21 protein-coding genes and 1 riboswitch are annotated in these 23,438 nt (G+C 72.5%); of the genes, 10 read left to right on the top strand and 11 right to left on the bottom strand.

Annotated elements, in window-relative coordinates; translation table 11 throughout:
• Nucleotides 1-11 precede the first annotated feature (11 nt).
• On the top strand, nucleotides 12-3,548 hold the full coding sequence (gene metH / locus C8E97_RS23090) for a methionine synthase (protein ID WP_121007585.1): 3,537 nt from the start codon (nucleotides 12-14) through the stop codon (nucleotides 3,546-3,548).
• A gap of 124 nt (nucleotides 3,549-3,672) precedes the next feature.
• Nucleotides 3,673-4,305 carry an HAD family hydrolase gene (locus C8E97_RS23085; RefSeq protein WP_246019403.1) on the top strand — a complete coding sequence of 211 codons (633 nt, stop codon included), beginning with the start codon at nucleotides 3,673-3,675 and terminating at the stop codon, nucleotides 4,303-4,305.
• A gap of 259 nt (nucleotides 4,306-4,564) precedes the next feature.
• Here the strand turns inward: C8E97_RS23085 and C8E97_RS23080 are convergent, their stop codons facing one another.
• The 4 genes from C8E97_RS23080 to C8E97_RS23065 form a co-directional block, all read right to left on the bottom strand.
• On the bottom strand, nucleotides 4,565-5,317 hold the full coding sequence (locus tag C8E97_RS23080; RefSeq protein ID WP_121012169.1) for a CbtA family protein: 753 nt from the start codon (nucleotides 5,315-5,317) through the stop codon (nucleotides 4,565-4,567).
• Nucleotides 5,318-5,337: 20 nt separating this feature from the next.
• On the bottom strand, nucleotides 5,338-5,517 hold the full coding sequence (locus tag C8E97_RS23075; protein WP_121012166.1) for a CbtB domain-containing protein: 180 nt from the start codon (nucleotides 5,515-5,517) through the stop codon (nucleotides 5,338-5,340).
• Nucleotides 5,518-5,548: 31 nt separating this feature from the next.
• Nucleotides 5,549-5,723: riboswitch (cobalamin riboswitch) on the bottom strand.
• A 443-nt stretch (nucleotides 5,724-6,166) separates the two neighbouring features.
• Nucleotides 6,167-6,847, bottom strand: coding sequence for a (2Fe-2S)-binding protein (locus C8E97_RS23070; protein ID WP_121007584.1), 681 nt, complete (start codon nucleotides 6,845-6,847; stop codon nucleotides 6,167-6,169).
• A gap of 269 nt (nucleotides 6,848-7,116) precedes the next feature.
• Complete coding sequence (locus tag C8E97_RS23065) at nucleotides 7,117-8,427, bottom strand: GNAT family N-acetyltransferase (protein ID WP_121007583.1); 1,311 nt, start codon at nucleotides 8,425-8,427, stop codon at nucleotides 7,117-7,119.
• A gap of 131 nt (nucleotides 8,428-8,558) precedes the next feature.
• Here C8E97_RS23065 and C8E97_RS23060 point away from each other — a divergent pair, with 131 nt between their 5' ends.
• Nucleotides 8,559-9,074 (top strand): N-acetyltransferase, encoded by a 516-nt coding sequence (locus C8E97_RS23060; RefSeq protein ID WP_121007582.1) that lies wholly within the window; start codon nucleotides 8,559-8,561, stop codon nucleotides 9,072-9,074.
• Between the two features lie 4 nt (nucleotides 9,075-9,078).
• Here C8E97_RS23060 and C8E97_RS23055 read toward each other — a convergent pair whose 3' ends face one another.
• Entirely contained in the window at nucleotides 9,079-10,614 is a 1,536-nt protein-coding gene (locus tag C8E97_RS23055) for an FAD-dependent monooxygenase (protein WP_121007581.1), read from the bottom strand.
• A 326-nt stretch (nucleotides 10,615-10,940) separates the two neighbouring features.
• Nucleotides 10,941-11,552 carry a TetR/AcrR family transcriptional regulator gene (locus C8E97_RS23050; RefSeq protein WP_121007580.1) on the bottom strand — a complete coding sequence of 204 codons (612 nt, stop codon included), beginning with the start codon at nucleotides 11,550-11,552 and terminating at the stop codon, nucleotides 10,941-10,943.
• 102 nt (nucleotides 11,553-11,654) lie between these two features.
• Between C8E97_RS23050 and C8E97_RS23045 the strand changes: the two genes are divergently transcribed.
• Complete coding sequence (locus C8E97_RS23045; RefSeq protein ID WP_121007579.1) at nucleotides 11,655-11,918, top strand: phosphoribosyl-ATP diphosphatase; 264 nt, start codon at nucleotides 11,655-11,657, stop codon at nucleotides 11,916-11,918.
• Nucleotides 11,919-12,107: 189 nt separating this feature from the next.
• On the opposite strand, the gene C8E97_RS23040 is transcribed toward C8E97_RS23045, so the two are convergent.
• Nucleotides 12,108-12,746, bottom strand: coding sequence for a phosphoribosyltransferase (locus C8E97_RS23040; protein ID WP_121007578.1), 639 nt, complete (start codon nucleotides 12,744-12,746; stop codon nucleotides 12,108-12,110).
• Between the two features lie 209 nt (nucleotides 12,747-12,955).
• Nucleotides 12,956-13,822, bottom strand: coding sequence for a RecB family exonuclease (locus C8E97_RS23035; RefSeq protein ID WP_121007577.1), 867 nt, complete (start codon nucleotides 13,820-13,822; stop codon nucleotides 12,956-12,958).
• A 282-nt stretch (nucleotides 13,823-14,104) separates the two neighbouring features.
• Here C8E97_RS23035 and C8E97_RS23030 point away from each other — a divergent pair, with 282 nt between their 5' ends.
• Nucleotides 14,105-15,235, top strand: a complete 1,131-nt coding sequence (locus C8E97_RS23030) for a site-2 protease family protein (protein ID WP_121007576.1) — start codon at nucleotides 14,105-14,107, stop codon at nucleotides 15,233-15,235.
• Here the strand turns inward: C8E97_RS23030 and C8E97_RS23025 are convergent.
• Nucleotides 15,210-15,860 carry a response regulator gene (locus C8E97_RS23025; RefSeq protein ID WP_170211967.1) on the bottom strand — a complete coding sequence of 217 codons (651 nt, stop codon included), beginning with the start codon at nucleotides 15,858-15,860 and terminating at the stop codon, nucleotides 15,210-15,212. The genes C8E97_RS23030 and C8E97_RS23025 overlap by 26 nt on opposite strands.
• On the bottom strand, nucleotides 15,857-16,960 hold the full coding sequence (locus C8E97_RS23020; RefSeq protein ID WP_246019096.1) for a sensor histidine kinase: 1,104 nt from the start codon (nucleotides 16,958-16,960) through the stop codon (nucleotides 15,857-15,859). The genes C8E97_RS23025 and C8E97_RS23020 overlap by 4 nt, the downstream gene beginning before the upstream one ends.
• Nucleotides 16,961-17,070: 110 nt before the next feature.
• Between C8E97_RS23020 and C8E97_RS23015 the strand changes: the two genes are divergently transcribed.
• From C8E97_RS23015 to C8E97_RS23005, 3 genes are all read left to right on the top strand, one after another.
• Nucleotides 17,071-17,643, top strand: coding sequence for a hypothetical protein (locus tag C8E97_RS23015; protein ID WP_121007574.1), 573 nt, complete (start codon nucleotides 17,071-17,073; stop codon nucleotides 17,641-17,643).
• Complete coding sequence (locus C8E97_RS23010) at nucleotides 17,636-17,836, top strand: hypothetical protein (RefSeq protein WP_121007573.1); 201 nt, start codon at nucleotides 17,636-17,638, stop codon at nucleotides 17,834-17,836. The genes C8E97_RS23015 and C8E97_RS23010 overlap by 8 nt, the downstream gene beginning before the upstream one ends.
• 70 nt (nucleotides 17,837-17,906) lie before the next feature.
• Nucleotides 17,907-18,734: a tRNA (adenine-N1)-methyltransferase gene (locus tag C8E97_RS23005; RefSeq protein ID WP_121007572.1), complete on the top strand. Its 828-nt coding sequence runs from the start codon at nucleotides 17,907-17,909 to the stop codon at nucleotides 18,732-18,734.
• Nucleotides 18,735-18,789: 55 nt separating this feature from the next.
• Here the strand turns inward: C8E97_RS23005 and C8E97_RS23000 are convergent, their stop codons facing one another.
• A complete protein-coding gene (locus tag C8E97_RS23000) occupies nucleotides 18,790-19,695 on the bottom strand; it encodes a hypothetical protein (protein WP_121007571.1) in 906 nt (301 codons plus the stop codon).
• A gap of 241 nt (nucleotides 19,696-19,936) precedes the next feature.
• Here C8E97_RS23000 and arc point away from each other — a divergent pair, with 241 nt between their 5' ends.
• Together arc and C8E97_RS22990 are read left to right on the top strand one after the other, a co-directional pair.
• On the top strand, nucleotides 19,937-21,733 hold the full coding sequence (arc, locus tag C8E97_RS22995) for a proteasome ATPase (RefSeq protein ID WP_121007570.1): 1,797 nt from the start codon (nucleotides 19,937-19,939) through the stop codon (nucleotides 21,731-21,733).
• Nucleotides 21,734-22,350: 617 nt separating this feature from the next.
• Nucleotides 22,351-23,412 (top strand): glycoside hydrolase family 5 protein, encoded by a 1,062-nt coding sequence (locus tag C8E97_RS22990; RefSeq protein ID WP_246019094.1) that lies wholly within the window; start codon nucleotides 22,351-22,353, stop codon nucleotides 23,410-23,412.
• The last annotated feature ends 26 nt before the right edge of the window (nucleotides 23,413-23,438 follow it).

Here is a 23,438-nt window from a genome sequence, read left to right as displayed (position 1 = left end):
AGGCTTGGCCCATGCCGGATCGTGTCTCCTCACCCCTGTTGGACGCCCTCGCCGACCGTGTCGTCGTGGCGGACGGCGCGATGGGCACCATGCTCCAGGCAGTGGATCTGAGCCTCGACGATTTCGCAGGTCACGAGGGCTGCAACGAGATCCTGAACGTCACCCGGCCCGACGTCGTCCGGCAGGTGCACCGCGGCTACCTGTCGGTAGGCGCGGACGCCGTGGAGACCAACACCTTCGGCGCGAACCTCGCCAACCTCGCCGAGTACGGCATCCAGGACCGGATCTTCGACCTCTCGCGGCGCGGCGCGGCCCTGGCCCGCGAGGTCGCCGACGAGTTCGCCGAACCGGGCAGGCCCCGGTTCGTGCTCGGTTCCGTCGGCCCCGGCACCAAGCTGCCCACCCTCGGCCACGCACCCTACGCCACGCTCCGCGACGCCTACGTCGAGCAGGTGCGCGGCCTGCTGCTCGGCGGCGTCGACGCGGTGATCGTCGAGACCTCCCAGGACCTGCTCCAGACCAAGGCGGCCGTCGTCGGCGCCAAGCGCGCGATGGCCGCCGAGGGCGTCCGGGTGCCGATCATCGCCCAGGTCACCGTCGAGACCACCGGGACGATGCTGCTCGGCTCGGAGATCGGGGCCGCGCTGACCGCGCTGGAACCGCTCGGCATCGACCTGATCGGCCTGAACTGCGCCACGGGTCCCGCCGAGATGAGCGAGCACCTGCGCCAGCTCGCCAAGCACGCCCGCGTCCCGCTGTCGGTGATGCCCAACGCGGGCCTGCCCGAGCTGGGCCCGCGCGGCGCGGTCTACCCGCTCACGCCCGAGGAGCTGGCGGCGGCGCTGACCGGGTTCGTCACCGAGTTCGGCGCGCGGCTGGTCGGCGGCTGCTGCGGCACCACCACCGAGCACGTCCGCCAGGTCGTCGACGCCGTGCGCGACCTCCGGCCCGCCGCCCGCCGCCCGCGCCCCGAACCCGGCGTGTCGTCGCTCTACCAGGCCGTCCCGTTCCGCCAGGACGCGTCCGTGCTGATGATCGGCGAGCGCACCAACGCCAACGGCTCCAAGGCGTTCCGCGAGGCGATGCTCGCCGGCCGGTTCGACGACTGCCTGGAGATCGCCCGCGACCAGACCCGCGACGGCGCGCACCTGCTCGACCTCAACGTCGACTACGTGGGCCGCGACGGCGCCGACGACATGCGGCAGCTCGCGAGCAGGCTCGCCACCGCGTCCACGCTGCCGATCATGCTCGACTCGACCGAGCCCGAGGTGCTGCGCGCCGGCCTGGAGTGCCTGGGCGGGCGCTGCGCCGTCAACTCGGTCAACTACGAGGACGGCGACGGCCCCGACTCCCGGTTCCAGCGGATCATGCGGCTGGTGTCCGAGCACGGCGCGGCCGTCGTCGGCCTGTGCATCGACGAGGAGGGCCAGGCCCGCACCGCCGAGTGGAAGGTGCGCGTCGCCGTCCGCCTGATCGAGGACCTGACGCGCAACTGGGGCGTGCGCACCGGCGACATCGTCATCGACACGCTCACCTTCCCCATCTCCACCGGTCAGGAGGAGGTGCGCAGGGACGCCCTGGAGACGATCGAGGCCATCCGCGAGCTCAAGCGCCGCTACCCCGAGGTGCAGACGACGCTGGGCATCTCGAACGTGTCGTTCGGCCTGAACCCGGCCGCCCGGCAGGTGCTGAACTCGGTGTTCCTGCACGAGTGCGTGCAGGCGGGCCTGGACACGGCCATCGTGCACGCGTCGAAGATCATCCCGATGGCGCGCATCCCCGACGAGCAGCGCGCGGTGGCGCTGGACCTCGTCTACGACCGCCGCCGCGAGGGCTACGACCCGCTGCAGAAGCTGATGAGCCTGTTCGAGGGCGTCAGCACGTCCTCCAGCCGGGCGTCGCGGGCCGAGGAGCTGGCGGCCCTGCCGCTGTTCGCGCGGCTGGAGCGCCGGATCGTCGACGGCGAGCGCAACGGCCTGGAAGCCGACCTGGAGGAGGCGCTCCGGGAGCGCCCGGCGCTGCAGATCATCAACGACACCCTGCTGTCGGGCATGAAGACGGTCGGCGAGCTGTTCGGCTCCGGCCAGATGCAGCTGCCGTTCGTGCTCCAGTCCGCCGAGGTCATGAAGTCCGCCGTCGCCTACCTGGAACCGCACATGGAGCGGTCCGACGACGGCGGCAAGGGCCGCATCGTGCTCGCCACGGTCAAGGGCGACGTGCACGACATCGGCAAGAACCTGGTGGACATCATCCTGTCCAACAACGGCTACGAAGTCGTCAACATCGGCATCAAGCAGCCCATCAACGCGATCCTCGACGCCGCCGAGGAGCACCGCGCCGACGCCATCGGCATGTCCGGCCTGCTGGTCAAGTCCACGGTGATCATGAAGGAGAACCTGGAGGAGATGAACTCGCGCGGCGTCTCCGCGCGGTGGCCGGTCCTGCTCGGCGGCGCGGCGCTGACCAGGGCGTACGTCGAGAACGACCTGACCGACCTGTACCTGGGCGAGGTGCGCTACGCGCGGGACGCGTTCGAGGGCCTGCGGCTGATGGACGCGATCATGGCCGCCAAGCGCGGCGAGTCGCCCGCGCCCGACCCCGAGGCCGAGCGCAAGGCCGCCGAGCGCAAGGCGCGGCGCGCCCGGTCGCTGCGCATCGCCGCCGAGCGCAAGGCCGCGCGGGAGGAGCCGCCCGAGGTGGGGCGCTCGGACGTGGCCGTGGACGTGCCGATCCCGACGCCGCCCTTCTGGGGCACCCGCGTGGTCAAGGGCGTGCCGCTGGCCGACTACTCGGCGATGCTCGACGAGCGGGCCACGTTCATGGGCCAGTGGGGGCTCAAGGGCTCGCGCGGCGGCGGACCCACCTACGAGGAGCTGGTCGAGACCGAGGGCAGGCCCCGCCTGCGGTACTGGCTGGACCGGCTGGCCACCGAGGGCGTGCTGGCGCACGCGGCGGTCGTCTACGGGTACTTCCCGTGCGTCTCCGAGGGCGACTCGCTGGTGGTGCTGACCGAACCGAGGCCCGACGCGCCCGAGCGGCTGCGGTTCACCTTCCCCCGCCAGAAGCGCGACCGCAGGCTGTGCCTGGCCGACTTCTGGCGGCCGCGCGAGTCCGGCGAGGTGGACGTCGTCGCGTTCCACCTGGTCACGATGGGGCAGGCGATCGCCGACCACGCCAACGAGCTGTTCGCCAAGGACGCCTACCGGGAGTACCTGGAGGTGCACGGACTCGGCGTGCAGCTGACCGAGGCGCTGGCCGAGTACTGGCACCGGCGCATCCGCGAGGAGCTGCGCTGGTCCGACGGCTCGCCGGTGGCGAGCGAGGACCCGGACGACGTCGAGGAGTTCTTCAAGCTCGGTTACCGGGGCGCCCGCTACTCGCTGGGCTACGGCGCGTGCCCGGACATGGAGGACCGGGTCAAGGTCGTGGAGCTGCTGGAGCCGGAGCGGATCGGCGTGCGGCTGTCGGAGGAGTTGCAGCTGCACCCCGAGCAGTCCACCGACGCCTTCGTGGCGCACCACCCCGAGGCGAAGTACTTCAACGCGTGACCGCGCACGCCCGGCCCCGCCCTCGCGGCGGGGTGACCGGGCGTGCGCCGCGCGGATCGACCGGCAAGTACGGGTGGTGGACGTGGAGAGGTGCGCGGTGAACGTCGAAGCGGTGCTGTGGGACATGGACGGCACGCTGCTGGACTCGGAGAAGCTGTGGGACATCCCGCTCTACGAGTTCGCGGAGAAGCTGGGCGGCACGCTGTCGTTGGCGACGCGGCAGGCGATGGTCGGGTCGAACGTGCCGACCACGATGGCGCTGCTGTTCGCCGAGGTGGGCGTCACGCCGACCGAGGAGGAGACGGCGGACGGCGCGGCCTGGATCATGCGCCGCACCGAGGAGGTGTTCCGCGAGGGGCTGCCGTGGCGGCCGGGCGCGCGGGACGCACTGCGGGCCGTCCGCGCGTCGGGCGTGCCGATGGCGCTGGTGACGTCCACCGAGCGGGGGCTGACCGAGGTCGCCCTGGACACCATCGGGCGGGACCTGTTCGACGTGACCGTGTGCGGTGACGAGGTGGAGGGCCGCAACAAGCCCCTGCCCGACCCGTACCTCAAGGCGGCGCGGCTGCTGGGGGTGGACGCCTCGGCGTGCGTGGCGGTCGAGGACTCGCCGACCGGTGTCGCGTCGGCGGTCGCGGCCGGGTGCACCGTCCTGGTCGTGCCGTGCGACGTGCCGGTGCCGTCGGGGGAGCGGCGGGTCTTCCGCGAGTCCCTGGTCGGGGTCGACCTCGACGTGCTGACCGCGCTGCGCGCCTGACCCCGGCACGCCCGTGGCCCGATGCCGGCCCCGGAGCGGGTGCCGCGAGGCGTGCCGTGCCGTGCCGAGGTGTTGCCGTGCCGAGGTGTTGCCGTGCCGAGGTGTTGCCGTGCCGCCGCGCCGGCCTGCCTTGGGCGGCGGAATGGTGTCGTCGTGCCGGAAGGCGTTGTCGTGCCCCGGCGGGTGCGATCCCGCCCAGGGCACGACGAGCCTGGCGCGCGTCCGGTCCAGGGCAAGACCAGCCCGGCGCGCGTCCCGGTCAGGCCGGGACAGCGCCCTCCCGCACCTTGTCCGCGCGCACCGCCGGGTCGACCAGCAACCCGAACACCACGCCCAGCCCGAGCCACAGCGTGGCCGTCTCGGCGAGCGACGCGAGCCGGAACTCCCACAGGACGGCGCTCGGCATGTCCGCCGGTATCGCGTCCGGCGGCGCGGGGAACACCAGCAGGAGCAGCGTGCCCGCCGCGACCACCGCCAGCGCCACCACCGTCGACCGCACCGGCCCGCTCAGGTGGCCCAACCGGGACGCCAGCAGGCTCGCCCCGGCCACCACCAGCAGACCGGCCGCGATCAGCCCCAGGTAGAGCACCGTCCGGTACCCGACCGTCGCCGGGTCGCCCACCGCTGGCGGGTTGGCCGGGTACTTGACCGCCGGCAGCAGCGCCGCCGCCCCGAACACCGCCGCCGCCAGGGACACGCTGCGGCTGAACGGCGGCCGACCGGCGAACCACCGGCGGGACCCGGCGTACGCGGTGGCGAACAGCGCGCCCACCGCCAACCCGACGATCACCGCCGCCAGGACGCCACCGACGAGCTGCGCGCCCCGACCGACCAGTTCACCGTGGTCGTGCCCGCCCGACCCGGCCGGTTCGGCCGCGGCACGGGCCTCCTCGACCGCCAGCGCCGCGCGGATCGGCACCTCCACGACGACGAGTCCGACCAGGCCCGCGAGCAGACCGGCGACACCACCCGCGCCGATGCCGCGCAGCAACACGCTCCGATAGTCGTCCACGTGGCTGTTCACGGCAGGCCCTAGTGGCACGGGACGCCGAGCGCGTGCCGCCCGTCGTGGAAGAACTCGTGCAGCGCCTCGGCGGAGTGGCCGAGCGCCAGGCCGTTCTCCTGGAGGACCAGCCAGGTGACGACCAGTGCGACCAGCGCGACGGCGTAGGCCCACCGGGGTAAGCGAAGGGGATGTGCGGGGCTCGTCATGACGGCCTCCTCCATACCTCGTGGAAGGTCAACAACAACGCGCGCCGCGGCCGGTCTCCTGACTCCCGGATCGACACCGTCCCCGCGTCTTCCCAGCCGCAGGCGCGGCCAGTGACGTGCTCGGCGAGTTGGCTTCCCGGTCACAGTGGCGAGGACCGCGCCGGATTCCCACCGGCTTCCCGTCCACCGCGGCGCTGGAACCGTAAGTGCCCGCGACCGTCCGGCACAACCGGCCAGACGAGTTGTCATCCACCCGGCCCCGACTACCACCCGCAGGCGAACCTGCCTCGGAAAACGAGCCGGACACCCGCGCCCGGCACCGAGTTCGAGGGCACCCGACAGCGCACCCGGCACCGCGTTAGGGGCGCGCGGGCAACCGCGCCCGGTACCGCGTTCGAGGACGCGCGGCACCGCGCCCGGCACCGCGTTCGGGGGCGCGCGGCAGTGCGTTCGAGGGTGTCTCGGCCCACCGTCGGCGCGGCTCGGGACCCCAGTGGGATCGACGCCGGTGTCCAGTGCCCGGAGCACTGCGCTGAAGCCCCGACCGGAACACACCGGCCGGCAACCGAGCGCGCTCCCGACCCCAGCGGAAACCGAGTGCCGCTCCCGGCCTCGCCGGAACCGGGCGACGTTCCCTACCTCGTCGGGCTCACCGCGCGGGCAGAGGGCAGTCGCCGCACGTCCCACCGCCGTCGACGCGGTAGTAGAGGCAGCAGCTGCGCCGCCGGAACACGACCTCGCCGGGGAACGGGATGAACTCGCCCGAACCGCGCAACGGCGGATCGCCCAACAGCCGGGCACCCAAAGCGAGGCAGTCCTCGACCGACGCGACACCGCTGCGCCCGACCGTCCGCAACGCGCCGGCGATGGAGGACGCCGCGTTGCCCCACAACAACCCGCGGGCGACCGGCACGACCTCGCGGATCGCCGCCACCACCGGCTCCAACGACTCGACGACACCCACGCCGGCGACCGGCTCCGCGATCCGCACGCGCAGCCCGTCCGGCCCGTAGCGCCACCACAGGTTGCCGGGCCGGATGTCCGGGGCCACCCCGCCGACGGCGTGGGCGGCCACCGTCGGGCACAGCAGCCGAGCCGTGAAGCTGAGGAAGAACAACGACGCGGCGACCCGGTCCTCCCCGGTCCGGTACCGCTCGGCGATGGCCTCCACCGTGCGCGGCAACGCCGACCCGTCGAGCAACGCGTCGCCGGGCAGCCAACCATCACCGCCTGGACCGGTCCCGGGTGGCCGACCGACGTCCAGGGCGAAGAACGGGCTGAGGCCGCGGACCTGGCGCAGGGTGGACAGCACGGAGGCGTAGTCGGTCACGTGGCCAGTCTGCCGCCGTGGGCCTGCGAGGGGCGGGGCGGACCCTTCATTCGGGCGGCGTGCACGCGCACAGGGCGAATCGGTGCGTGAGGAGCCGGTGAGCCGGTGTGGAGCGAACCGGCGGCGACCGAACCGGCGCGGACCGAACCGGCGCGGAACGAACCGGCGCGGGCGAGTGGCACCGACTGCGCGGGGTGGTGTGGTGCCGCACCGGACGCCGGGTTGTCCGCGTGTGGCATGGGTCTGTAATCGGAGCGCGCGGCTCCCGGTCACGGCATGTAGAAGGTCAGCAGGTCGCTGCGCACGGGTGGGAAGAGGGTGTGCATCAGGTCCGCGTTCGGGCCGGGGTAGACGTCGGCGAACCTCGCCGTCAGACCGCGCAGCCCGTGCGGGCCGAACAGCAGCGACGGCAGGAGGTCCGGGGCCACGCCCGCGCCACCCGCCGCGCCGGGGGCCTGCATGGTGCCGCCGGCGACGACCGGACCCACCTCGCCGGCCCGGTAGGGCAGGCGGACGTGGGAGCGGTAGAACGACACGACCGCCTCGCCCTCCGCGTCGGCGAACGGCGACCCGGCCAACCTCCGCCCGAACACCGGGCGCAGGTGTTCCAGCAGCGCCACCGGATCGGCGACGCGCACGTAGTACGACTGCGCGTCTTCCGGCGCCGGCCCGAGGAACGGCTCCAACGCGTCCCCACCCACCGTGCCGGGACGCTCGTTCGCACTCGTCGCCCCGGTGTGCGCGAGCAGCGCGTGCACGGCAGCGGCGTCCACCGCAGCCACGTCGCACAGCCGCACGCCCTCGTGCGGAGGCGTCGACCGAGCGGTGCCGACCGGCACGCCGTCGCGCTCCACGAGCCACTGCGTGCTGCCGTCACGGGCCACGAGCCAGCGCCACAACGGAGCCGAGTGCGGCATCCACAGGTCGGCGCGTGCCTGCTCGGCGGCTTGGAGCCGCGCCATCGCGGGGATGTCGTCCGCTGTGGCCTCCCGCACGGTGTCACGCGGGGCGGCTGCCCGCATCGTGTCGGATGTCGTGCCCTGTGCAGCGCCGTCCTGTGCCGCGTCGTCCTGTGCCGCGCCGCGGGCGGTTTCCCGTTCCGTGTCGGGCGCGGCCTTCCCCGTCGCGGCGGGTGAGGGCGGCGGTGCGCCGACCACCGGCCGTTCCGGCGCGATCGGGATCGCGTAGGTGTAGCCGAACTGCCGGTAGAAGTACGGGATGCCGAGCATCACGTTCACCAACTGCCCGCGCGCCGCCGAACGCTCGTGCGCCCACCCCATCAACGCCCGGACCAGCCCGCGCCCCTCGTAGTCGCGGTGGGTGGCGACCAGTTCGACCTGCCCGGCCGGGATCTCCACACCGCCCAGGACGAGCGTCTCGTCCAGGAGGGTGGCGGTGGACACCACGCGGTCACCGTCCACGACGACCGCGCACGCCTCCCACCCGGCGTCCGGGTCCTCGACGACGAGCCGGTGGTCCACCGCGTCGGCCGGCTCGCCGCGCTCGGTCAGCAGCGCGCCGATCTGGTCGAGGTCACGTGGCTCCGCGGTGCGCAGCACCAGTCCATCGGACAGGGTCATCGGTGCAGTGTCGAGGTCCTCCTTTCGTCGTGCCACTGGTTTTCGGTGGACATCGCCGCCGGCCTGTCGGGAGACGGGCCGGCGGCGAACTCGTTTGGTGGCTCGGACACGGCTGACGCAGAATCCCGCCCATGTCCTGGCTGCCGTCCGACTACACCCACCCCACCCGCGTCGACCTCGGCACGGGCCACCACCTCAGGCCGATCCGGGAGTCCGATGTGGACCTCGACTACCCGGCCGTCATGGGGTCGAGGGAGCGGTTGTGGTCGTTGTTCGGCGAGCAGTGGCACTGGCCGCCCGCGACGATGACCTACGAGCAGGACCGCGCCGACCTCGCCCGCCACGAGCGGGAAGCCGAGGCGCACCAGTCGTTCAACTACGCCCTGTTCGACAACGACGAGACGGCCCTGCTCGGCTGTGTCTACCTCGACCCGCCGGGGAGCGGGTCGGTGGGCAGCAGTGGTTCGGTGGGTAGCGGTTCGGCAGGCAGTGGTTCGGCGGGGGTTGGGTTGGTGGAGGACGCGCTCATCGCGTGGTGGGTCGTGGACGAGTACGTCGGCACCGACCTCGAACGGGCGCTGGACGCCTTCGTCCCGCGGTGGATCGCGCGCGACTGGCCTTTCACCCGACCCCGGTTCGGGCTCTGAGCGCTCACCCGTACGACGGCGCGGGAACCTCGCGCGGGTCGCCGAACCACCTCCCCAGGGCCTTGACCAGCTCCTCGGGGTCTCCGCCCGCCCAGGCCACGTAGCCGTCCGGTCTGACGAGCACCGCCTCGGCGGGTGGCGCGGGTGTCGTGGTGGTGACGACGTCCACGCGGTCCGTCCACGGGGTGGCTCGCGCACGCAGGTCGGCGCGATCGGCGAAGTCGAAGAGCAGCGGGCGGCCCGTTCGGCACACGTGCGCGACGCGCGTGGTGCCGGACAGCGGGAGGTCGGGCATCCAGCGCCCGATCAGCGGGTGCGTCGACGTGCCCATGTCGTAGACGGTGTCCGCGCCCGACATCAGGTCGGAGAGGCGGCGGATCGCGGGCTCGTCCTGGAGGAGTTCGGTGAGGACGTCGCGCAGCGCGGTGATGTTCGGGCCTTCCGCGAGCAGGGCCATCTGGGCCCGGCTGTGGGTGATGACGCGTTGGCCCACCGGCCTGCGCTCCGACTCGTAGGTGTCGAGCAGGCCCGGCGGCGCCCAGCCGTCGATCTCGGCCGCCAGTTTCCACCCCAGGTTGAGCGCGTCCTGGAGGCCCAGGTTGAGACCGGGGCCGCCGACCCCGGAGTGGACGTGGGCCGAGTCGCCCACCAGGAGCACCCGGCCCACGCGGTAGCGGTCGGCCAGGCGGGAGTTCGTGCCCTCGGCCCGGCGGTTGAGCGCCGACGGGTGGCCGCCGCGCGGTTCGCTCATCGGCAGCTCGACACCCAGCACCCGCCGCGCGGCCGCGCGCAGCTCGTCCAGCGGCATCTCGTCGGTGTTGGTCAGGCCGGTGCCGCCCCGCTCGATCATGGCGATGCGGTAGATGCCCGGCTGGAACATGGCGAACGCGAAGACGCCGCGCTCGGTGCGGTGGAAGGTGCCGGGCCACAGGACGCCCAGGCCGGGCACGTCGAGCCGGCCCGTGGCGTGGTCGGCGACCGGCTCGTGGATCACCACCTGGCCGGTGCGGTGGGTGAAGCCGTCGTCGGTGACGCCGGGGAACCCGATGCCGGCGCGTTTGCGGATCACGCTGTGGCCGCCGTCCGCGCCCACGACGTAGCGGGCGGTGAGCCGGTACTCGCCGTCGGGGCCGGACACGTCGAGGGTCACGTGGTCGTCGTCCTGGACGACGTCCCGCACCTCGTGGCCGCGCCGGACCTCGACGCCGCCGTGCTGCTCCAGCACCTCCTCCAGCCGGCGCTGGGGCACCGGCAGGGTGAACAGGGCGTGGTCGGTCAGGCCGGACATCTCCAGCGGGAGCGCGCCGAACTGGAAGAACGGCACGGGGCGCGGTGGCGCCGGACTGCCGGTGATGGTGTCGTGCAGCCCCCGGTAGTCCAGCGCCTGGACGACTCTGCCGACGAGGCCGTTGGCCTTCGGGAGCGGGTGGCGTTCCGGCAGGGCTTCCAGCACGGTCGGGCGGACGCCCGCGAGCAGCAGCTCGTTGGCGAGCATCAGGCCGTTCGGCCCTGCTCCGACGATGACGACGTCGGTGTCCATGAATCCTCCTCGGGCATGGCGGAACCAGCCCCGGTGGCGGGGCGGTCGTGGGTGGGACTGGTGGGTGGGCACGCCCGAGCCCGTGCGGACGGGCGGGTGGTGCTCGGGGCGTGACCGAATAGGCCCCGCGTGTGCGGTGCCGGAATGGATCGATTTCGGGCGCGGCCGAACAAGCCCCTGTGTTCGGGGCCGGGTGTGTCGGGATCTGGTGTGTCGAGAGCTGGGTGGGTGGGGAGCTGGGTGTGTCGGGGCCGTGGATCAGGGCCGGTGTGTCAGGCCGGTCGTGCCGGGCGGGTCGGTGGTGCTGTGGCGGGTGCGGTCGGTGGTCAGGCTCTCGATGGCTCCGGCAGCCCGGCGGCCACGCGGGTCAGCGCGTCCTGCACCAGGGGGCCGAGGGGGACCGGTGGGTCGGCCGCGAGCCAGCGGTCGGTGGCCACCCCGATGGCCGCGCCGACGGAGGCCGCGACCAGCTTCGGGTAGATGTCGGTGGTGACGTCGGTGCCCGTGCGCTCGGCGATCACCCTGGCCAGCTCGTCCTCCATCATCGAACTGGCCCGGAGGAACTCGCCGATCAGCGCGGGCTCGCTCGTCATGAGCCGGACGCCGGCGGTCCAGTCCGGGTCCGGGACCTGGCTGCCCTGGTCGTACTGGGCCAGCGCCGCCTCCAGGATCGACTCCCACAACGACTCCGTGCGGGGACGCCGGCGGACGTGCTCCGCCAGCTCCCGCCCTCGGTCGACGTGGCGGGAGGCGATCGCCTCGGCCTTGCTGGAGAAGTAGTTGTTGAAGGTGCGTGGTGACACGCCCGCCGCGGCGGCGATGTCCTCCACCAGGACGTTCTCCAGGCCGCGCTCGACCGCCAGCCGGAGGGCCGCCCAGCTCAACGCCTGGCGGGTCTCCAGCTTCTTGCGCTCGCGCAAGCCCATTCGGTCGTCCATGCGATCAAGGTACTGGAAAAGTGCGGTTCCCGCAAGTTTTCGGGGCACGCACTTTCGGGGCGGGTGCCGGCGCCCGTCCGGGGGATGCGAGGATCAGGACCCGTGAAGACCTTCGACGAGCTGTTCGCCGAGCTGAGCGAACGCGCCCGCACCCGCCCCGAGGGCTCCGCCACCGCAGCGGCCCTGGAGGCGGGGGTCCATGCGCAGGGCAAGAAGGTGTTGGAGGAGGCGGGCGAGGTCTGGATCGCCGCGGAGCACGAGTCCGACGAGCGACTGGCCGAAGAGGTCTCCCAACTGCTGTACCGCGTGCAGGTGCTCATGCTCGGCCGCGGCCTCACCCTCGAAGACGTCTACAAGCGCCTGTGACCCGTGGCGGGGCGCTCGGCTGGTGCCGGTCCGGGTGCTCACACCCCGTCGGGTGCCGCCCCGTGTCGATGCGCGGGGTGCTCACTTTTGTGATAGCGACGTTCGTGGTGAGCACGATCGGTGTGAGCCTGTGCGGGGTTCGCCGCTCGAATGCCCGGCTTCCGGAGTGGGCTGTCGGTGGCGGCCGTGTCACTCGCGGTGGTGCTGCTCCAGCAGCGTGAGCACCTCGGCGTCCGTGGTCTGGTCGAACCGCCGGTAGAACCGGCCCACCGACCGGAAGTCGTGCCGCTCGTGCGGGCACACCACCAGGTCGGCCTCGGCGCGCAGCGCGCGGACCGACTGCGTCGCGCCCACCGGGACGGCCAGCACCAGCCGCGCCGGACCGGCCGCCCGGACCTCCCGCAGCGCCGCGCGGGCGGTGACCCCGGTCGCCAGGCCGTCGTCCACCACCAGCACGTCCCGGCCGGCCACCCGGACGGCGCGGCCCGACCGGTACGCGTCGAGCCGACGCCGGGCCTCCTGCTGCTCCGCCGCGCAGGACACGGCCAGGTCGCGCGGCGTCAGGCCCAGCGCCCGGAGCGTGGCCGGGTCGAAGATCGGCTCGCCGCCCGCCGTGACGGCGCCGACGCCGAACTCCGGCCGGCCCGGCGCGCCGATCTTGCGCGCCACCGCCACGTCCAGCTCCGCGCCCAGCGCCACCGCGACCTCGTGGGCCACCGGGACGCCGCCGCGCGTCAGGCCCAGGACCAGCGGGTCGGACCACGAGCCTGCCCGCCGCAGCGCCTGCGCGAGCGCCCGGCCGGCCTCCGCCCGGTCCTCGAACCTCACGACCTCATGGTGGCCCCGCCTCGGCGCGCACGCACTAAGGCGACCGTGCGAGGGAAGCGGTCGTCGGGCTTCCCGCCGGGTCGGGTTCGCCAGGCACCCCGCCGGGGCGGGTGCGCCGGTTCCTCGCCGGGACGGCGAACCGGCGGGGAGTGCGTCGCGCGGTGGTCACGGCGCATCGCCGCGCCGACGCCGGTCCGTGGGAGCCTCCGTCAGTCCGCCCGGTCCAACACCGACTCGCTCGCGTCCGGCTCCGGCCAACCCGGGTACGGCGGCGGCGTGCCGTCGAACGCCGGGCACCGCGCCTTGTGGTCGCAGTAGTCGCACAGCCTGCTCGGGTTCGGCCGGAAGTCGCCCGACTTCGCCGCGCGCAGGATCGCGTCCCAGATCGCCTCCAGCGTCCGCTCGAACCGGCTCAGCTCCGCCTCGTCCGGGGTGTACGCCAACGCCTGCCGGTCGGCCAGGTACATCAGCCGCAGCTGGCGCGGCACCACACCGCGCAACCGCCACAGCACCAGCGCGTAGAACTTCATCTGGAACAGCGCCTTCGCCTCGCCGACCTCGCGCGGCGCGGCGCCCGTCTTGTAGTCCACCACCCGGATCTCGCCGGTCGGGGCCACGTCCACGCGGTCGACGAAGCCGCGCAGCAGCACGCCCGACGGCAGCTCCCACTCGACCAGCAGCTCACGGGCGTCCGCGTCGAAGCGGCGCGGGTCCTCCAACCCGAAGTAGCCGTCCAGCAGGCTCTCGGCCGACGCCAGCCACTCCGCCTGCTCGCCCTCCTCGGCGCCCTCGAACAGGTCCGCGAACTCGGGCCGCTCGGCGCGGACCCGCTCCCACGCCGGGCCCACCAGCTCGCGGGCGCGCTCGGGCAGGCGCTCGGCGGCGGGCAGGCCGAACAGGTCCTCCAGGACGGCGTGGACGACCGTGCCCCTGACCTGCGCTCTCGTCGGCTTTTCCGGCAGCCGGTCGACCGCGCGGAAGCGGTACAGCAGCGGGCACTGCTTGAAGTCGCCCGCGCGGGAGGGCGACAGCGCTGGCCTGCGAACAGGGCGGTCGGTGATCGTCGGCACTGCCATGGTCAGAACGATAGGGCAGGGGACCGACAGTGTTGGATGGCCGCGACTTCGTCGCGGCGGCTCGGCCGCCTTGTGGTCGGCTCATCGCGCCTGATTTCCCGCCGATCGAAAAGCGTGATCGGCGGGAAATGAGGCGCGACAAGCCGACGCGGCCTCGCGGGGCGGGGCTCGTCGCTGCGCGACATCGAGGGGAGGGGAAGGGGAGGGGGAGGAGGGGCAAGGGAGTTGGGGTGGGGGAGTTGGGTCACAGCGGTGATACGTGGTGGGGCCTAGGCTTCGGGCGTGGTGACGGGGCAGAGTTGGCGGCGGCGGGTTGGGCGGGATGGGGGGTTGCCCCTGTTTCGCGCTGCCGGGATTCCGGTGTTGCTCGCGCCCTCGTGGTGGCTTGGTTCGGCTGCGATCGTGGTGCTTTACGCCCCGTTGGTCGAGCGGATCGCGCCGGGGACCGGTGGTCTCGCCGGGGTGGTGCTCGCGGCCACGTTCGCGGTCTTCCTCGGGTTGTCGGTGCTCGCCCACGAGCTCGGCCACAGCCTGGTGGCGCTGCGCCTGGGGCTGCCGGTGCGGCGGCTGCGGCTGTTCCTGCTCGGCGGCGTGTCCGAGGTGATGCGCACCCCCGCCAAACCCGCCCACGAAGGGCTGATCGCGGCGGCCGGGCCGGTCGTGTCGATCGTGCTGGCGGGCGCGTTCGCGCTGGGCGCGCTGGCGATGCCGCACCACGACGCCGTGTGGCTGCTGGTCGCGCAGACGGCGTTCGCGAACATCGCCGTGGCGGTGTTCAACCTGCTGCCCGGCCTGCCACTGGACGGCGGTCGCATCCTCCGCGCCGGCGTGTGGGCGGCCACGGGGCGGCGCGCGGCGGGCACCAGGGCCGCCGTGGTCGGCGGCGGGGTCGTGGCCGCGCTGCTGGTCGTGTGGGCCGTCTGGGGCGTGCTGGAGGGCAGCGAGGACCGCTGGCTCCGGTTCGGCGTGTGCCTGCTCACCGCGTGGTTCGTGGTGGCGGGCGCGCGCGGCGAGTCGGCCGCCGAGCGCCACCGCGCCTGGCCCGACGGCCTGACCCTGGGCGAGCTGGTGCGCCCGGTGCTGCAACTGCCCGCGGAGAGCCCCGTGTCGGGCGCGTTGACGGCGTCGGCGGGCCGCGGTGTGGTGCTGGTGCGCGCGGACGGCGTCGCGGCCGGCCTGCTGGACCGGGACTTGGCGCGGCGGCTCGCGGCCACGTCGCCGCACGCGCCCGCCGAGCAGGCCGCCGTGCCGATCCGGCCGGAGACCGTGCTGCTGGAGAACGAGCACGGCGACGAGGTCGTCGAACGCGTCCACGGCACCGCCGCCTGGGAGTACCTGGTGGTCGACCTGGAGGGACGGCCCGCCGGCGTGCTGCGGCGGGAGGACCTCAAAGCCGCTTTGGACCGTCGCTGAGCAGCCCGGCGTCCTGCGCCAGGATCGCCGCCTGCACGCGCGACCGCAGGTCCAGCTTGGTCAGCACGCGGGACACGTGCGTCTTCACGGTCGTCTCGCCGATGTGCAGCTTTCGCCCGATCTGGTGATTCGACAGACCTTCGCCGAGGCACCGCAGCACCTCGACCTCGCGGTCGGTCAGCGCGTCGAGCGCCGGCGGGCGGCCGCGGGGCGCGGCCGAGGCGAACTCGCGCATCAGCCGCCGCGTCACGCTCGGCGCGAGCACGCCGTCACCCGCCGCGACCTGCCGCACGGCCTCCACCAGCGCGGGCGCCTCCACCGACTTGAGCAGGAAGCCCGCCGCGCCCGCCCGCAACGCCCCGTGCACGTACTCGTCCAGGTCGAACGTGGTCAGCACCAGCACCTCGCACACGCCGGCGAGCCGCCGGGTCGCCTCGATGCCGTCCACGCCGGGCATCCGGATGTCCATCAGCACCACGTCCGGCCGCAGCTCGTCGGCCAGCCGCACGGCCGTCGCGCCGTCCGCCGCCTCGCCCACCACCTCGATGCCCTCGGCGCCGCCCAGGATCATCACCAGGCCCGCGCGGATCGCGGCGTGGTCGTCGGCCACCAGCACCGTCGTCACAGCGGCAGCTCCGCCCGGACCAGCCAGTCGCGGCCGTCCCGGCCCGCGGAGAACGTCCCGCCGACCGCGTGCGCGCGTTCCGCCATGCTCACCAATCCCGTCCCCGACCCTTCCGCCGCCGTGTCGCGCGCCGTGTTGCGCACGACCACCACCAACCGCCTGACCTGCCGTTCCACCCGCACCGAGGCCGACGAGCCGTGCTTCAACGCGTTCGTCAGCGCCTCCTGGAGGATGCGGTACGCCGCGAGGTCCACCGCGGCGGGCAGCCCGTCCACGTCGTCCAGCGCGCACTCCACCGCCAGCCCGCCCGCCCGCGCCGAGTCGACCAGCAGGTCGGCGTCGGCGAGCCGCGCGATGGCCGGCTCGTCCACCGGGTCGTCCGCCCGCAGCACGTCGATCATGGTGCGCATCTCCGCCAGCGACCGCACGCTGTTCTCCCGCACCGACTTCAGCACCGTCCGCACGGTCTCCGAGTCGGCCTGCATGGACAGCACCGCCTCGGACTGGATCGCGATCGCCGACAGGTGCCCCGCGATGACGTCGTGCAGGTCGCGGGCCATCCGCGTGCGTTCCGAGGCGACCGCCGCCCGCCGGTCCAGCTCCGCGATGCGGGCCACCTGCTCGGCGTTCTCCCGGTGCTGGCGGATGTTCGTCGCCCACCACACCGGCACGCACACCAGCGAGAACACCTGCAACCCGGCGTAGAAGGACTCCCGCCAGTCGCCCAGCACCGCCACGGTCAGCGTCAGCCCGAGCGTGGCGACCGCGACTACGCCGATCAGCACCCGGTGCAGGCGCCGCGGCCCGTCCAGCGACACCACGAACAGCACGTCGACGAACGCCATGATCACCGGCAGGCTGAGCCCCCGCGTCAGGTCCACCAGCGCCGCCGCCGTGGCGATCACCAGCGCGACCACCGGCGCGGCGCGGCGCAGCGCCGTACCGAGGCACGCCACCGCCAGGACAGCCAGGCGTGCCGTGGTGGTCGTCGGCTGCTCGTCGCCGAACACCAGGTCCAGCTCAAGCCCGTAGATCAGCACACCGATGGCGAACAAGCCGGCCGCGACCAGCAGCTCGCGGTTCCTCGGGCGGGTCCACACCCCCGCATCACAGCACACGGTCGGCGCGCCCGGCGTCATACGAAGTGATGACCCGTCGTCGGCCCGACCACCGACGCGTCGGGCCCCCTCCGAGCAGCAGTATTCCCCTCGTGACTGAACCGCTGGTCGTACTCATCGTGGCGTGTGAGATCGGTTTCTGGGTGGTGCTCGGCGCGGGCCTGCTCGCACGGTACGTGCTGCGCCTGCCGAAGGTCGGCACGGCGCTCCTGGTGTGCACGCCGCTGGTGGACGTGGTGCTGCTGGTGGCGACGGTCTTCGACTTGCGGTCGGGGGGTGAGGCGAAGACCGCGCACGGGCTCGCGGCGATCTACCTGGGCGTCAGCGTCGCGTTCGGGCACAGCATGCTGCGCTGGGCCGACCAGCGGTTCGCCCACCGGTTCGCCGGCGGTCCGCCGCCGGTCAAGCCGCCCAAGCACGGGGTCGCACGAGTGCGCCACGAGTGGCGCGAGTGGTTCAAGTTCCTGCTCGCCTGGGGCATCGCCTGCGCGGTGATGCTGCTGCTGATGTACGTGGTGGCCACCCCGGAGCGCACGCAGGTCCTCTGGGGGCAGATGGGGACGATGTCGGTGGTGGGCGCGATCTGGCTGGTGGGGTGGCCCGTCTACTACTCGGTCAAGGAAGCCGGTGGGGTGCTCGCCGGGAAGGGGGAGCGTGATGCGTGAGGTGCTGGGGATCATCCTGCTGGTCCCGCAGGGGTTGGTCCCGCTGGTGCTGATGGGGCTGGACGTCGACGCCAGGAGCTGGTTCGTCGCGATGCACCTGCCGGCGTGGGCGCAGCTGCCCGCCGCGCTCGCGTTCGTCGCCCTGGGCACGCTGCTGACGGTGTCCGGCGTGCGCGTGCGGCGAGGCCGCTGAGCTGGGCCGCGGGGCCTTCTGCGACCATCGTGCGCCGTTGTACGCAGGTTCGCACAGGAGGTTCCCCGCGGTGAGCACCGCCAGTGGTCCGTTCCAGCCCGGAGACCGGGTGCAGTTGACCGACCCGAAGGGACGGCACTACACGATCGTGCTCGAACCGGGCAAGGAGTACCACACCCACCGCGGCGCGCTGCCGCACGACAAGCTCATCGGGCAGCCCGAGGGCTCCGTGGTCACGTCGGTCGGCGGCACGTCGTTCCTGGCGCTGCGGCCCCTGCTGTCGGACTACGTGCTGTCGATGCCGCGCGGCGCGCAGGTCATCTACCCCAAGGACGCGGCGCAGATCGTGATGTACGGCGACGTGTTCCCCGGCGCGCGGGTGCTGGAGGCGGGCGCGGGTTCGGGCGCGCTGACGTGTTCGCTGCTGCGAGCCGTTGGCGAGAAGGGCAGCGTGACGTCGTACGAGGTCCGCCAGGACCACGCCGACCACGCGATCCGCAACGTCGAGCAGTTCTTCGGCGAACGCCCCGGCAACTGGTCGCTCACCGTCGGTGACGTGGTCGACCACGAGGGTGAGGTCGACCGGGTCGTCCTGGACATGCTCGCGCCGTGGGACGTGCTGCCCGCCGTGGCGCGCAACCTCGTCCCCGGCGGCGTGCTCGTGGTGTACGTGGCGACCACCACGCAGCTGTCGAGGGTCACCGAGGCGATCCGCGAGCAGCAGCACTGGACCGAGCCGCACGCGTGGGAGACGCTCGTGCGCCCGTGGCACGTCGTGGGCCTCGCGGTGCGGCCGGAGCACCGGATGATCGGTCACACGGCGTTCCTGCTGACCACCCGCCGCCTCGCCGACGGTGTCGTCCCGCCGCGGCCCCAGCGCCGCCCGTCGAAGGGCTGACCAGCGGAAGCGGCCCGTGCCGCGGTGCGACACGGGCCGTTGCGCCGGGGCCGGGTCACTTCTTCTCGCAGGCGACCCAGCCGTCGTCGGTCTTGATGAACGGGATCTTGTTGCTCGTGTCGCCGTTGACCAGTTCCTTCAGCTCCTCGGGCAGGCCCTCCAGCTTGATCGAGATGTCGGCCTCGGCGTGCGTGGCGTCCTTCTCCTCGACGCCCTTGACGGTGGCGACGATCTTGACGTTCTTCGCCGCCTCCTGCATCCGCTTGGCCTTGTCCCGCAGCTCCGGCGGCATGTTGTCGAGGTTCTTGCCGATCTCGCTGCTGATCGAGTCGGGGTCGAACGCCTTCTTCAGGTCGTCGATCTCCTTCTTGTCCTCGGCGCAGGTCAGCGACCGCAGCTTGTCGTAGTCCTTGCTCGACATGGCCGCCGCGAAGCTGTCCGCCGCGTCCTTGGGCGTGCCGTTGGAGCCGCCACCGAGCGTGAGCACCAGCACGACGACGAGGCCGATGACGAGCACACCGCCACCCGCGAGCAGCCAGGGCAGGGGGCTCTTCCGGCGGGGCGCGCCGTAGGGGTCGCCGTAGCCGCCCGGCTGCGGACCGTAAGGGCCCGGCTGGCCGTGACCGGGCTGGTTGAACTGCTGGCTGAACTGGCCGGGCTGGCCGTAGGGCTGGCCGGGGCCCGGCTGGCCGTAGGGCTGACCGGGACCGGGCTGGCCGTAGGGCTGGCCCGGCTGCGGTTGGCCGTAGGGCTGACCCGGCTGTCCGGGCGGCGGGAAACCGCCCGAGGGCGGGCCGTACCCCGGTTGCTGCTGCCCACCCTGTGGGAAATCCTGGGGCGGCGGCGGGAATCCGCCGGGCTGCCGGCCGTACCCCGGCTGCCCGCCGAATCGACCTGGTTGTTCGCCAGGTTGGCCCGGCTGCTGCCCGTAGGGGTCCGGCTGCTGCGGCGGGACGGACATCACGTTCTCCTAGAACTTTCCGCTGGTGGCAGTGGACACTGCCCGAAACACGCGAGTGGTACTCCGTACTGGGACGCACGGTAGCGGGTGGGAGGTCTCGCCAGACACCGAGATGGAGCAGTTGGACCCGCCGACCGGGGGGAATGTGTGATCACGCGACCCTCGGGAACCCGGCGGGTGGCCGCTTTTGTCGGTGATCGCCGGTACCGTTGTCGTACGAACACGGGAGGAGGGTGCCGACATGCAGCACGGTCATCCCGGCAGCCAGCCCGACGAGGGCGGCGAGCTGAACAAGGGCAACAACTCTGGTGAGCTGGCAGCGCAGATCAGGTTCCTGGAGGACGAGATCGCGTTGCTGCGCCGCAAGTTGACGGAATCCCCACGACACGTCCGCCTGCTGGAGCAGAGGTTGGCGGAGGCGACGGAGCGCGTCAGCCAGCTGACCGAGCGCAACACGAAGCTCATCGACACCCTTCGAGAGGCACGGAGCCAGCTCCTCGCGCTGCGCGAGGAGGTGGACCGCCTGGCCCAGCCACCCAGCGGGTACGGCGTGTTCCTGGCGCGGTTCGAGGACGGCACGGTGGACGTGTTCACCTCCGGCCGTCGGATGCGGGTCTCGGTGTCACCGGCGGTCGAGACGGCGTCGCTGGTCCTGGGCCAGTCCGTGCGGCTCAACGAGGCGCTGACGGTCGTCGAGGGCGGCGCCTTCGAGCGGACCGGCGAGGTGTGCACGCTGCGCGAGATCCTGGAGTCCGAGGAGGACGCCGCGATCGGCCGCGCGCTGGTGGTCGGCCACGCCGACGAGGAGCGCGTCGTGTGGTTGGCGCAGCCGCTGCTGGACGCCCCGCTGAAGGCGGGCGACTCGCTGCTGGTGGACTCGAAGGCCGGGTTCGCCTACGAGCGGGTGCCGAAGGCCGAGGTCGAGGACCTCGTGCTGGAGGAGGTGCCGGACGTCAGGTACGGCGACATCGGCGGCCTGGGCAGGCAGATCGAGCAGATCCGCGACGCCGTGGAGCTGCCGTTCCTGCACGCCGACCTGTTCCGCGAGTACAAGCTGCGCCCGCCCAAGGGCGTGCTGCTCTACGGCCCTCCCGGCTGCGGCAAGACGCTCATCGCGAAGGCGGTGGCGAACTCGTTGGCCAAGCAGGTCGCCGCCGCGCGCGGTGACGACCACCGCGAGGCGAAGAGCTACTTCCTCAACATCAAGGGCCCGGAGCTGCTCAACAAGTTCGTCGGCGAGACCGAGCGGCACATCCGGCTGATCTTCCAGCGGGCCCGCGAGAAGGCGTCCGAGGGCACCCCGGTGATCGTGTTCTTCGACGAGATGGACTCGATCTTCCGCACCCGCGGCAGCGGCGTCTCGTCGGACGTGGAGACCACGATCGTCCCGCAGCTCCTCAGCGAGATCGACGGCGTCGAGGGCCTGGAGAACGTGATCGTGATCGGCGCGTCCAACCGCGAGGACATGATCGACCCGGCGATCCTGCGCCCCGGCCGGCTGGACGTGAAGATCAAGATCGAGCGCCCGGACGCCGAGGGCGCGAAGGACATCTTCAACAAGTACCTGACCCCGGACCTGCCGATCCACGCCGACGACCTGGCGGAGTTCGGCGGCGACCCGGCGGCGTGCATCGACGGCATGGTGCAGCACACCGTCGAGCGCATGTACGAGGAGTCGGAGGAGAACCGCTTCCTGGAGGTCACCTACGCCAACGGTGACAAGGAGGTCCTGTACTTCCGGGACTTCAACTCGGGCGCGATGATCCAGAACATCGTGGACCGGGCCAAGAAGGCGGCGATCAAGAGCCTGCTGGACACCAAGCAGCCGGGTCTGTCGGTGCGGCACCTGCTCGACGCGATCGTGGACGAGTTCGCGGAGAACGAGGACCTGCCGAACACGACGAACCCGGACGACTGGGCGCGCATCTCCGGCAAGAAGGGCGAGCGGATCGTCTACATCCGGACCCTGGTGACCGGCAAGAACCAGGAGTCGGGTCGCGCCATAGACACCGCGACCAACACCGGCCAGTACCTCTGACCGGTCCCCGTCGCCGGGAGCCCGTCCACACGCGGTGTGGGCGGGCTCCGGCTCGTTCCGGGGGTTTTCGGGTCGGGGCCGGGTTCGTTCGGGCTGCGGCTGGTGCGTGAGGTGGCGCGGTGGTGCTACGCGGGGTGGTGCTACGCGGTGGTGCTACGCGGGGGTGTGCCGCGCGGGGTGTGCCGCGCGTCGGGGTGGTGCCGCGCGTCGGGGTGGCGCGGCGGCGGGGGCGGGCTCGCGAGGGGGAGCGCGGTGTGGGGAGGCACGTGCGGGATGACGTGCCGGGCAGTCGCGCGCAGGAGGCCGTGGCGGGGCTTCGGGCGTGGCCTCCTGCCCCCGGTTCGATTGTCCCACGAGGTGCCGACATTTCGGCGCGCCGAAGCTGAGAACCGTCGGGGCGGTCGCGGTCGTGGCGCTCCTCTCGCGACCGTCCATCCGCGACCGACGGTCACCGTCGACTGCCCGGTGTGACCGACCCCGGCCCGGTGCCGGGTGTTCGCCAGGTCGTGACTCCTGAGTGCCTTGACGGGCGCGGAGCGTGGTCGTTATGGTCCGGGCGCAGTAGTAAGGAAAGTTTCCTGCCTAATTCCGCCGCCTCGATGAGAGGAGAGCGCCGCATGGCAAAGCTCCGCACCGCGCTGGCCTTGGCGGCCACGCTCGTGCTACCCGGTGTCCTGGTGGGCGCGTCGCCCGCCCAGGCCGCGCCCGCACCGGAGACGACCGCCGCCGCGCTGCCGGCCGGCTCGCCCGCCGAGGTCAACGGTCAGCTCAGGGTGTGCGGCGTGAAGCTGTGCAACAAGCACGGCAAGCCGATCCAGCTTCGCGGCATGAGCACCCACGGCATCCAGTGGTACGCGAAGTGCGTCAAGAGCCAGTCGTTGGACGCGTTGGCCGAGGACTGGAAGGCCGACGTGCTGCGCATCTCGATGTACATCCAGGACGACGGCTACGAGGAAGACCCGCGCAAGTTCACCGACCTGGTGCACAGCTACATCGAGGAGGCCACCAAGCGCGGCATGTACGCGCTGGTCGACTGGCACCAGCTCGACCCCGGCGACCCCAACCACAACCTGTCGCACGCCAAGACGTTCTTCAAGGAGATCGCCCGGCGGCACAAGGACAAGACCAACATCATCTACGACATCGCCAACGAGCCCAACGAGGTGTCCTGGTCGCGCGTGAAGTCCTACGCCGAGAAGGTCATCCCGGTCATCCGCGCCGAGGACTCCGACAGCCTGGTGCTGGTCGGCACGCACGGCTGGTCCACGTTCGGCTACTCCGACGGCAAGGACCCGCAGGAAGTCGTCAAGAACCCGGTGTCCGCGCAGAACATCATGTACACCTTCCACTTCTACGCGGCGGACCACGGCAGCGACTACCTCGGCGTGCTGTCGAAGGTCTCCGACCAGGTGCCGGTGTTCGTCACCGAGTTCGGCACCCAGGAGGCGTCCGGTGACGGGCCGAACGACTTCAAGCAGGCGCAGAAGTACATCGACCTGATGAACGCCAAGAAGATCAGCTGGGTGAACTGGAACTTCTCCGACGACCACCGCTCCGGCGCGGTGTTCAAGACCGGCACCTGCTCCGGAACCTCGTTCAGCGGCACCGGCAAGCTCAAGCCCGCCGGTGTCTGGGTCCGCGACCGCATCCGCACCGCGGACGACTTCCCGACGAGCTGACCGCGCGACGCGTGACCGGCGGCCAC

It is taken from the genome of Saccharothrix australiensis (genome assembly GCF_003634935.1).
GTDB lineage: Bacteria > Actinomycetota > Actinomycetes > Mycobacteriales > Pseudonocardiaceae > Actinosynnema > Actinosynnema australiense.
This window is presented reverse-complemented; position numbering and strand designations above follow the sequence as displayed.

Bases quoted from the DNA above. Each gene is read 5' to 3' on its own strand.
- metH (WP_121007585.1), top strand. From the start codon at position 12: ATGCCGGATCGTGTCTCCTCACCCCTGTTGGACGCCCTCGCCGACCGT.
- C8E97_RS23085 (WP_246019403.1), top strand. From the start codon at position 3,673: ATGGACGGCACGCTGCTGGACTCGGAGAAGCTGTGGGACATCCCGCTC.
- C8E97_RS23075 (WP_121012166.1), bottom strand. From the start codon at position 5,517: ATGACGAGCCCCGCACATCCCCTTCGCTTACCCCGGTGGGCCTACGCC.
- C8E97_RS23065 (WP_121007583.1), bottom strand. From the start codon at position 8,427: ATGACCCTGTCCGATGGACTGGTGCTGCGCACCGCGGAGCCACGTGAC.
- C8E97_RS23060 (WP_121007582.1), top strand. From the start codon at position 8,559: ATGTCCTGGCTGCCGTCCGACTACACCCACCCCACCCGCGTCGACCTC.
- C8E97_RS23055 (WP_121007581.1), bottom strand. From the start codon at position 10,614: ATGGACACCGACGTCGTCATCGTCGGAGCAGGGCCGAACGGCCTGATG.
- C8E97_RS23050 (WP_121007580.1), bottom strand. From the start codon at position 11,552: ATGGACGACCGAATGGGCTTGCGCGAGCGCAAGAAGCTGGAGACCCGC.
- C8E97_RS23035 (WP_121007577.1), bottom strand. From the start codon at position 13,822: ATGGCAGTGCCGACGATCACCGACCGCCCTGTTCGCAGGCCAGCGCTG.
- C8E97_RS23010 (WP_121007573.1), top strand. From the start codon at position 17,636: ATGCGTGAGGTGCTGGGGATCATCCTGCTGGTCCCGCAGGGGTTGGTC.
- C8E97_RS23000 (WP_121007571.1), bottom strand. From the start codon at position 19,695: ATGTCCGTCCCGCCGCAGCAGCCGGACCCCTACGGGCAGCAGCCGGGC.
- arc (WP_121007570.1), top strand. From the start codon at position 19,937: ATGCAGCACGGTCATCCCGGCAGCCAGCCCGACGAGGGCGGCGAGCTG.
- C8E97_RS22990 (WP_246019094.1), top strand. From the start codon at position 22,351: ATGGCAAAGCTCCGCACCGCGCTGGCCTTGGCGGCCACGCTCGTGCTA.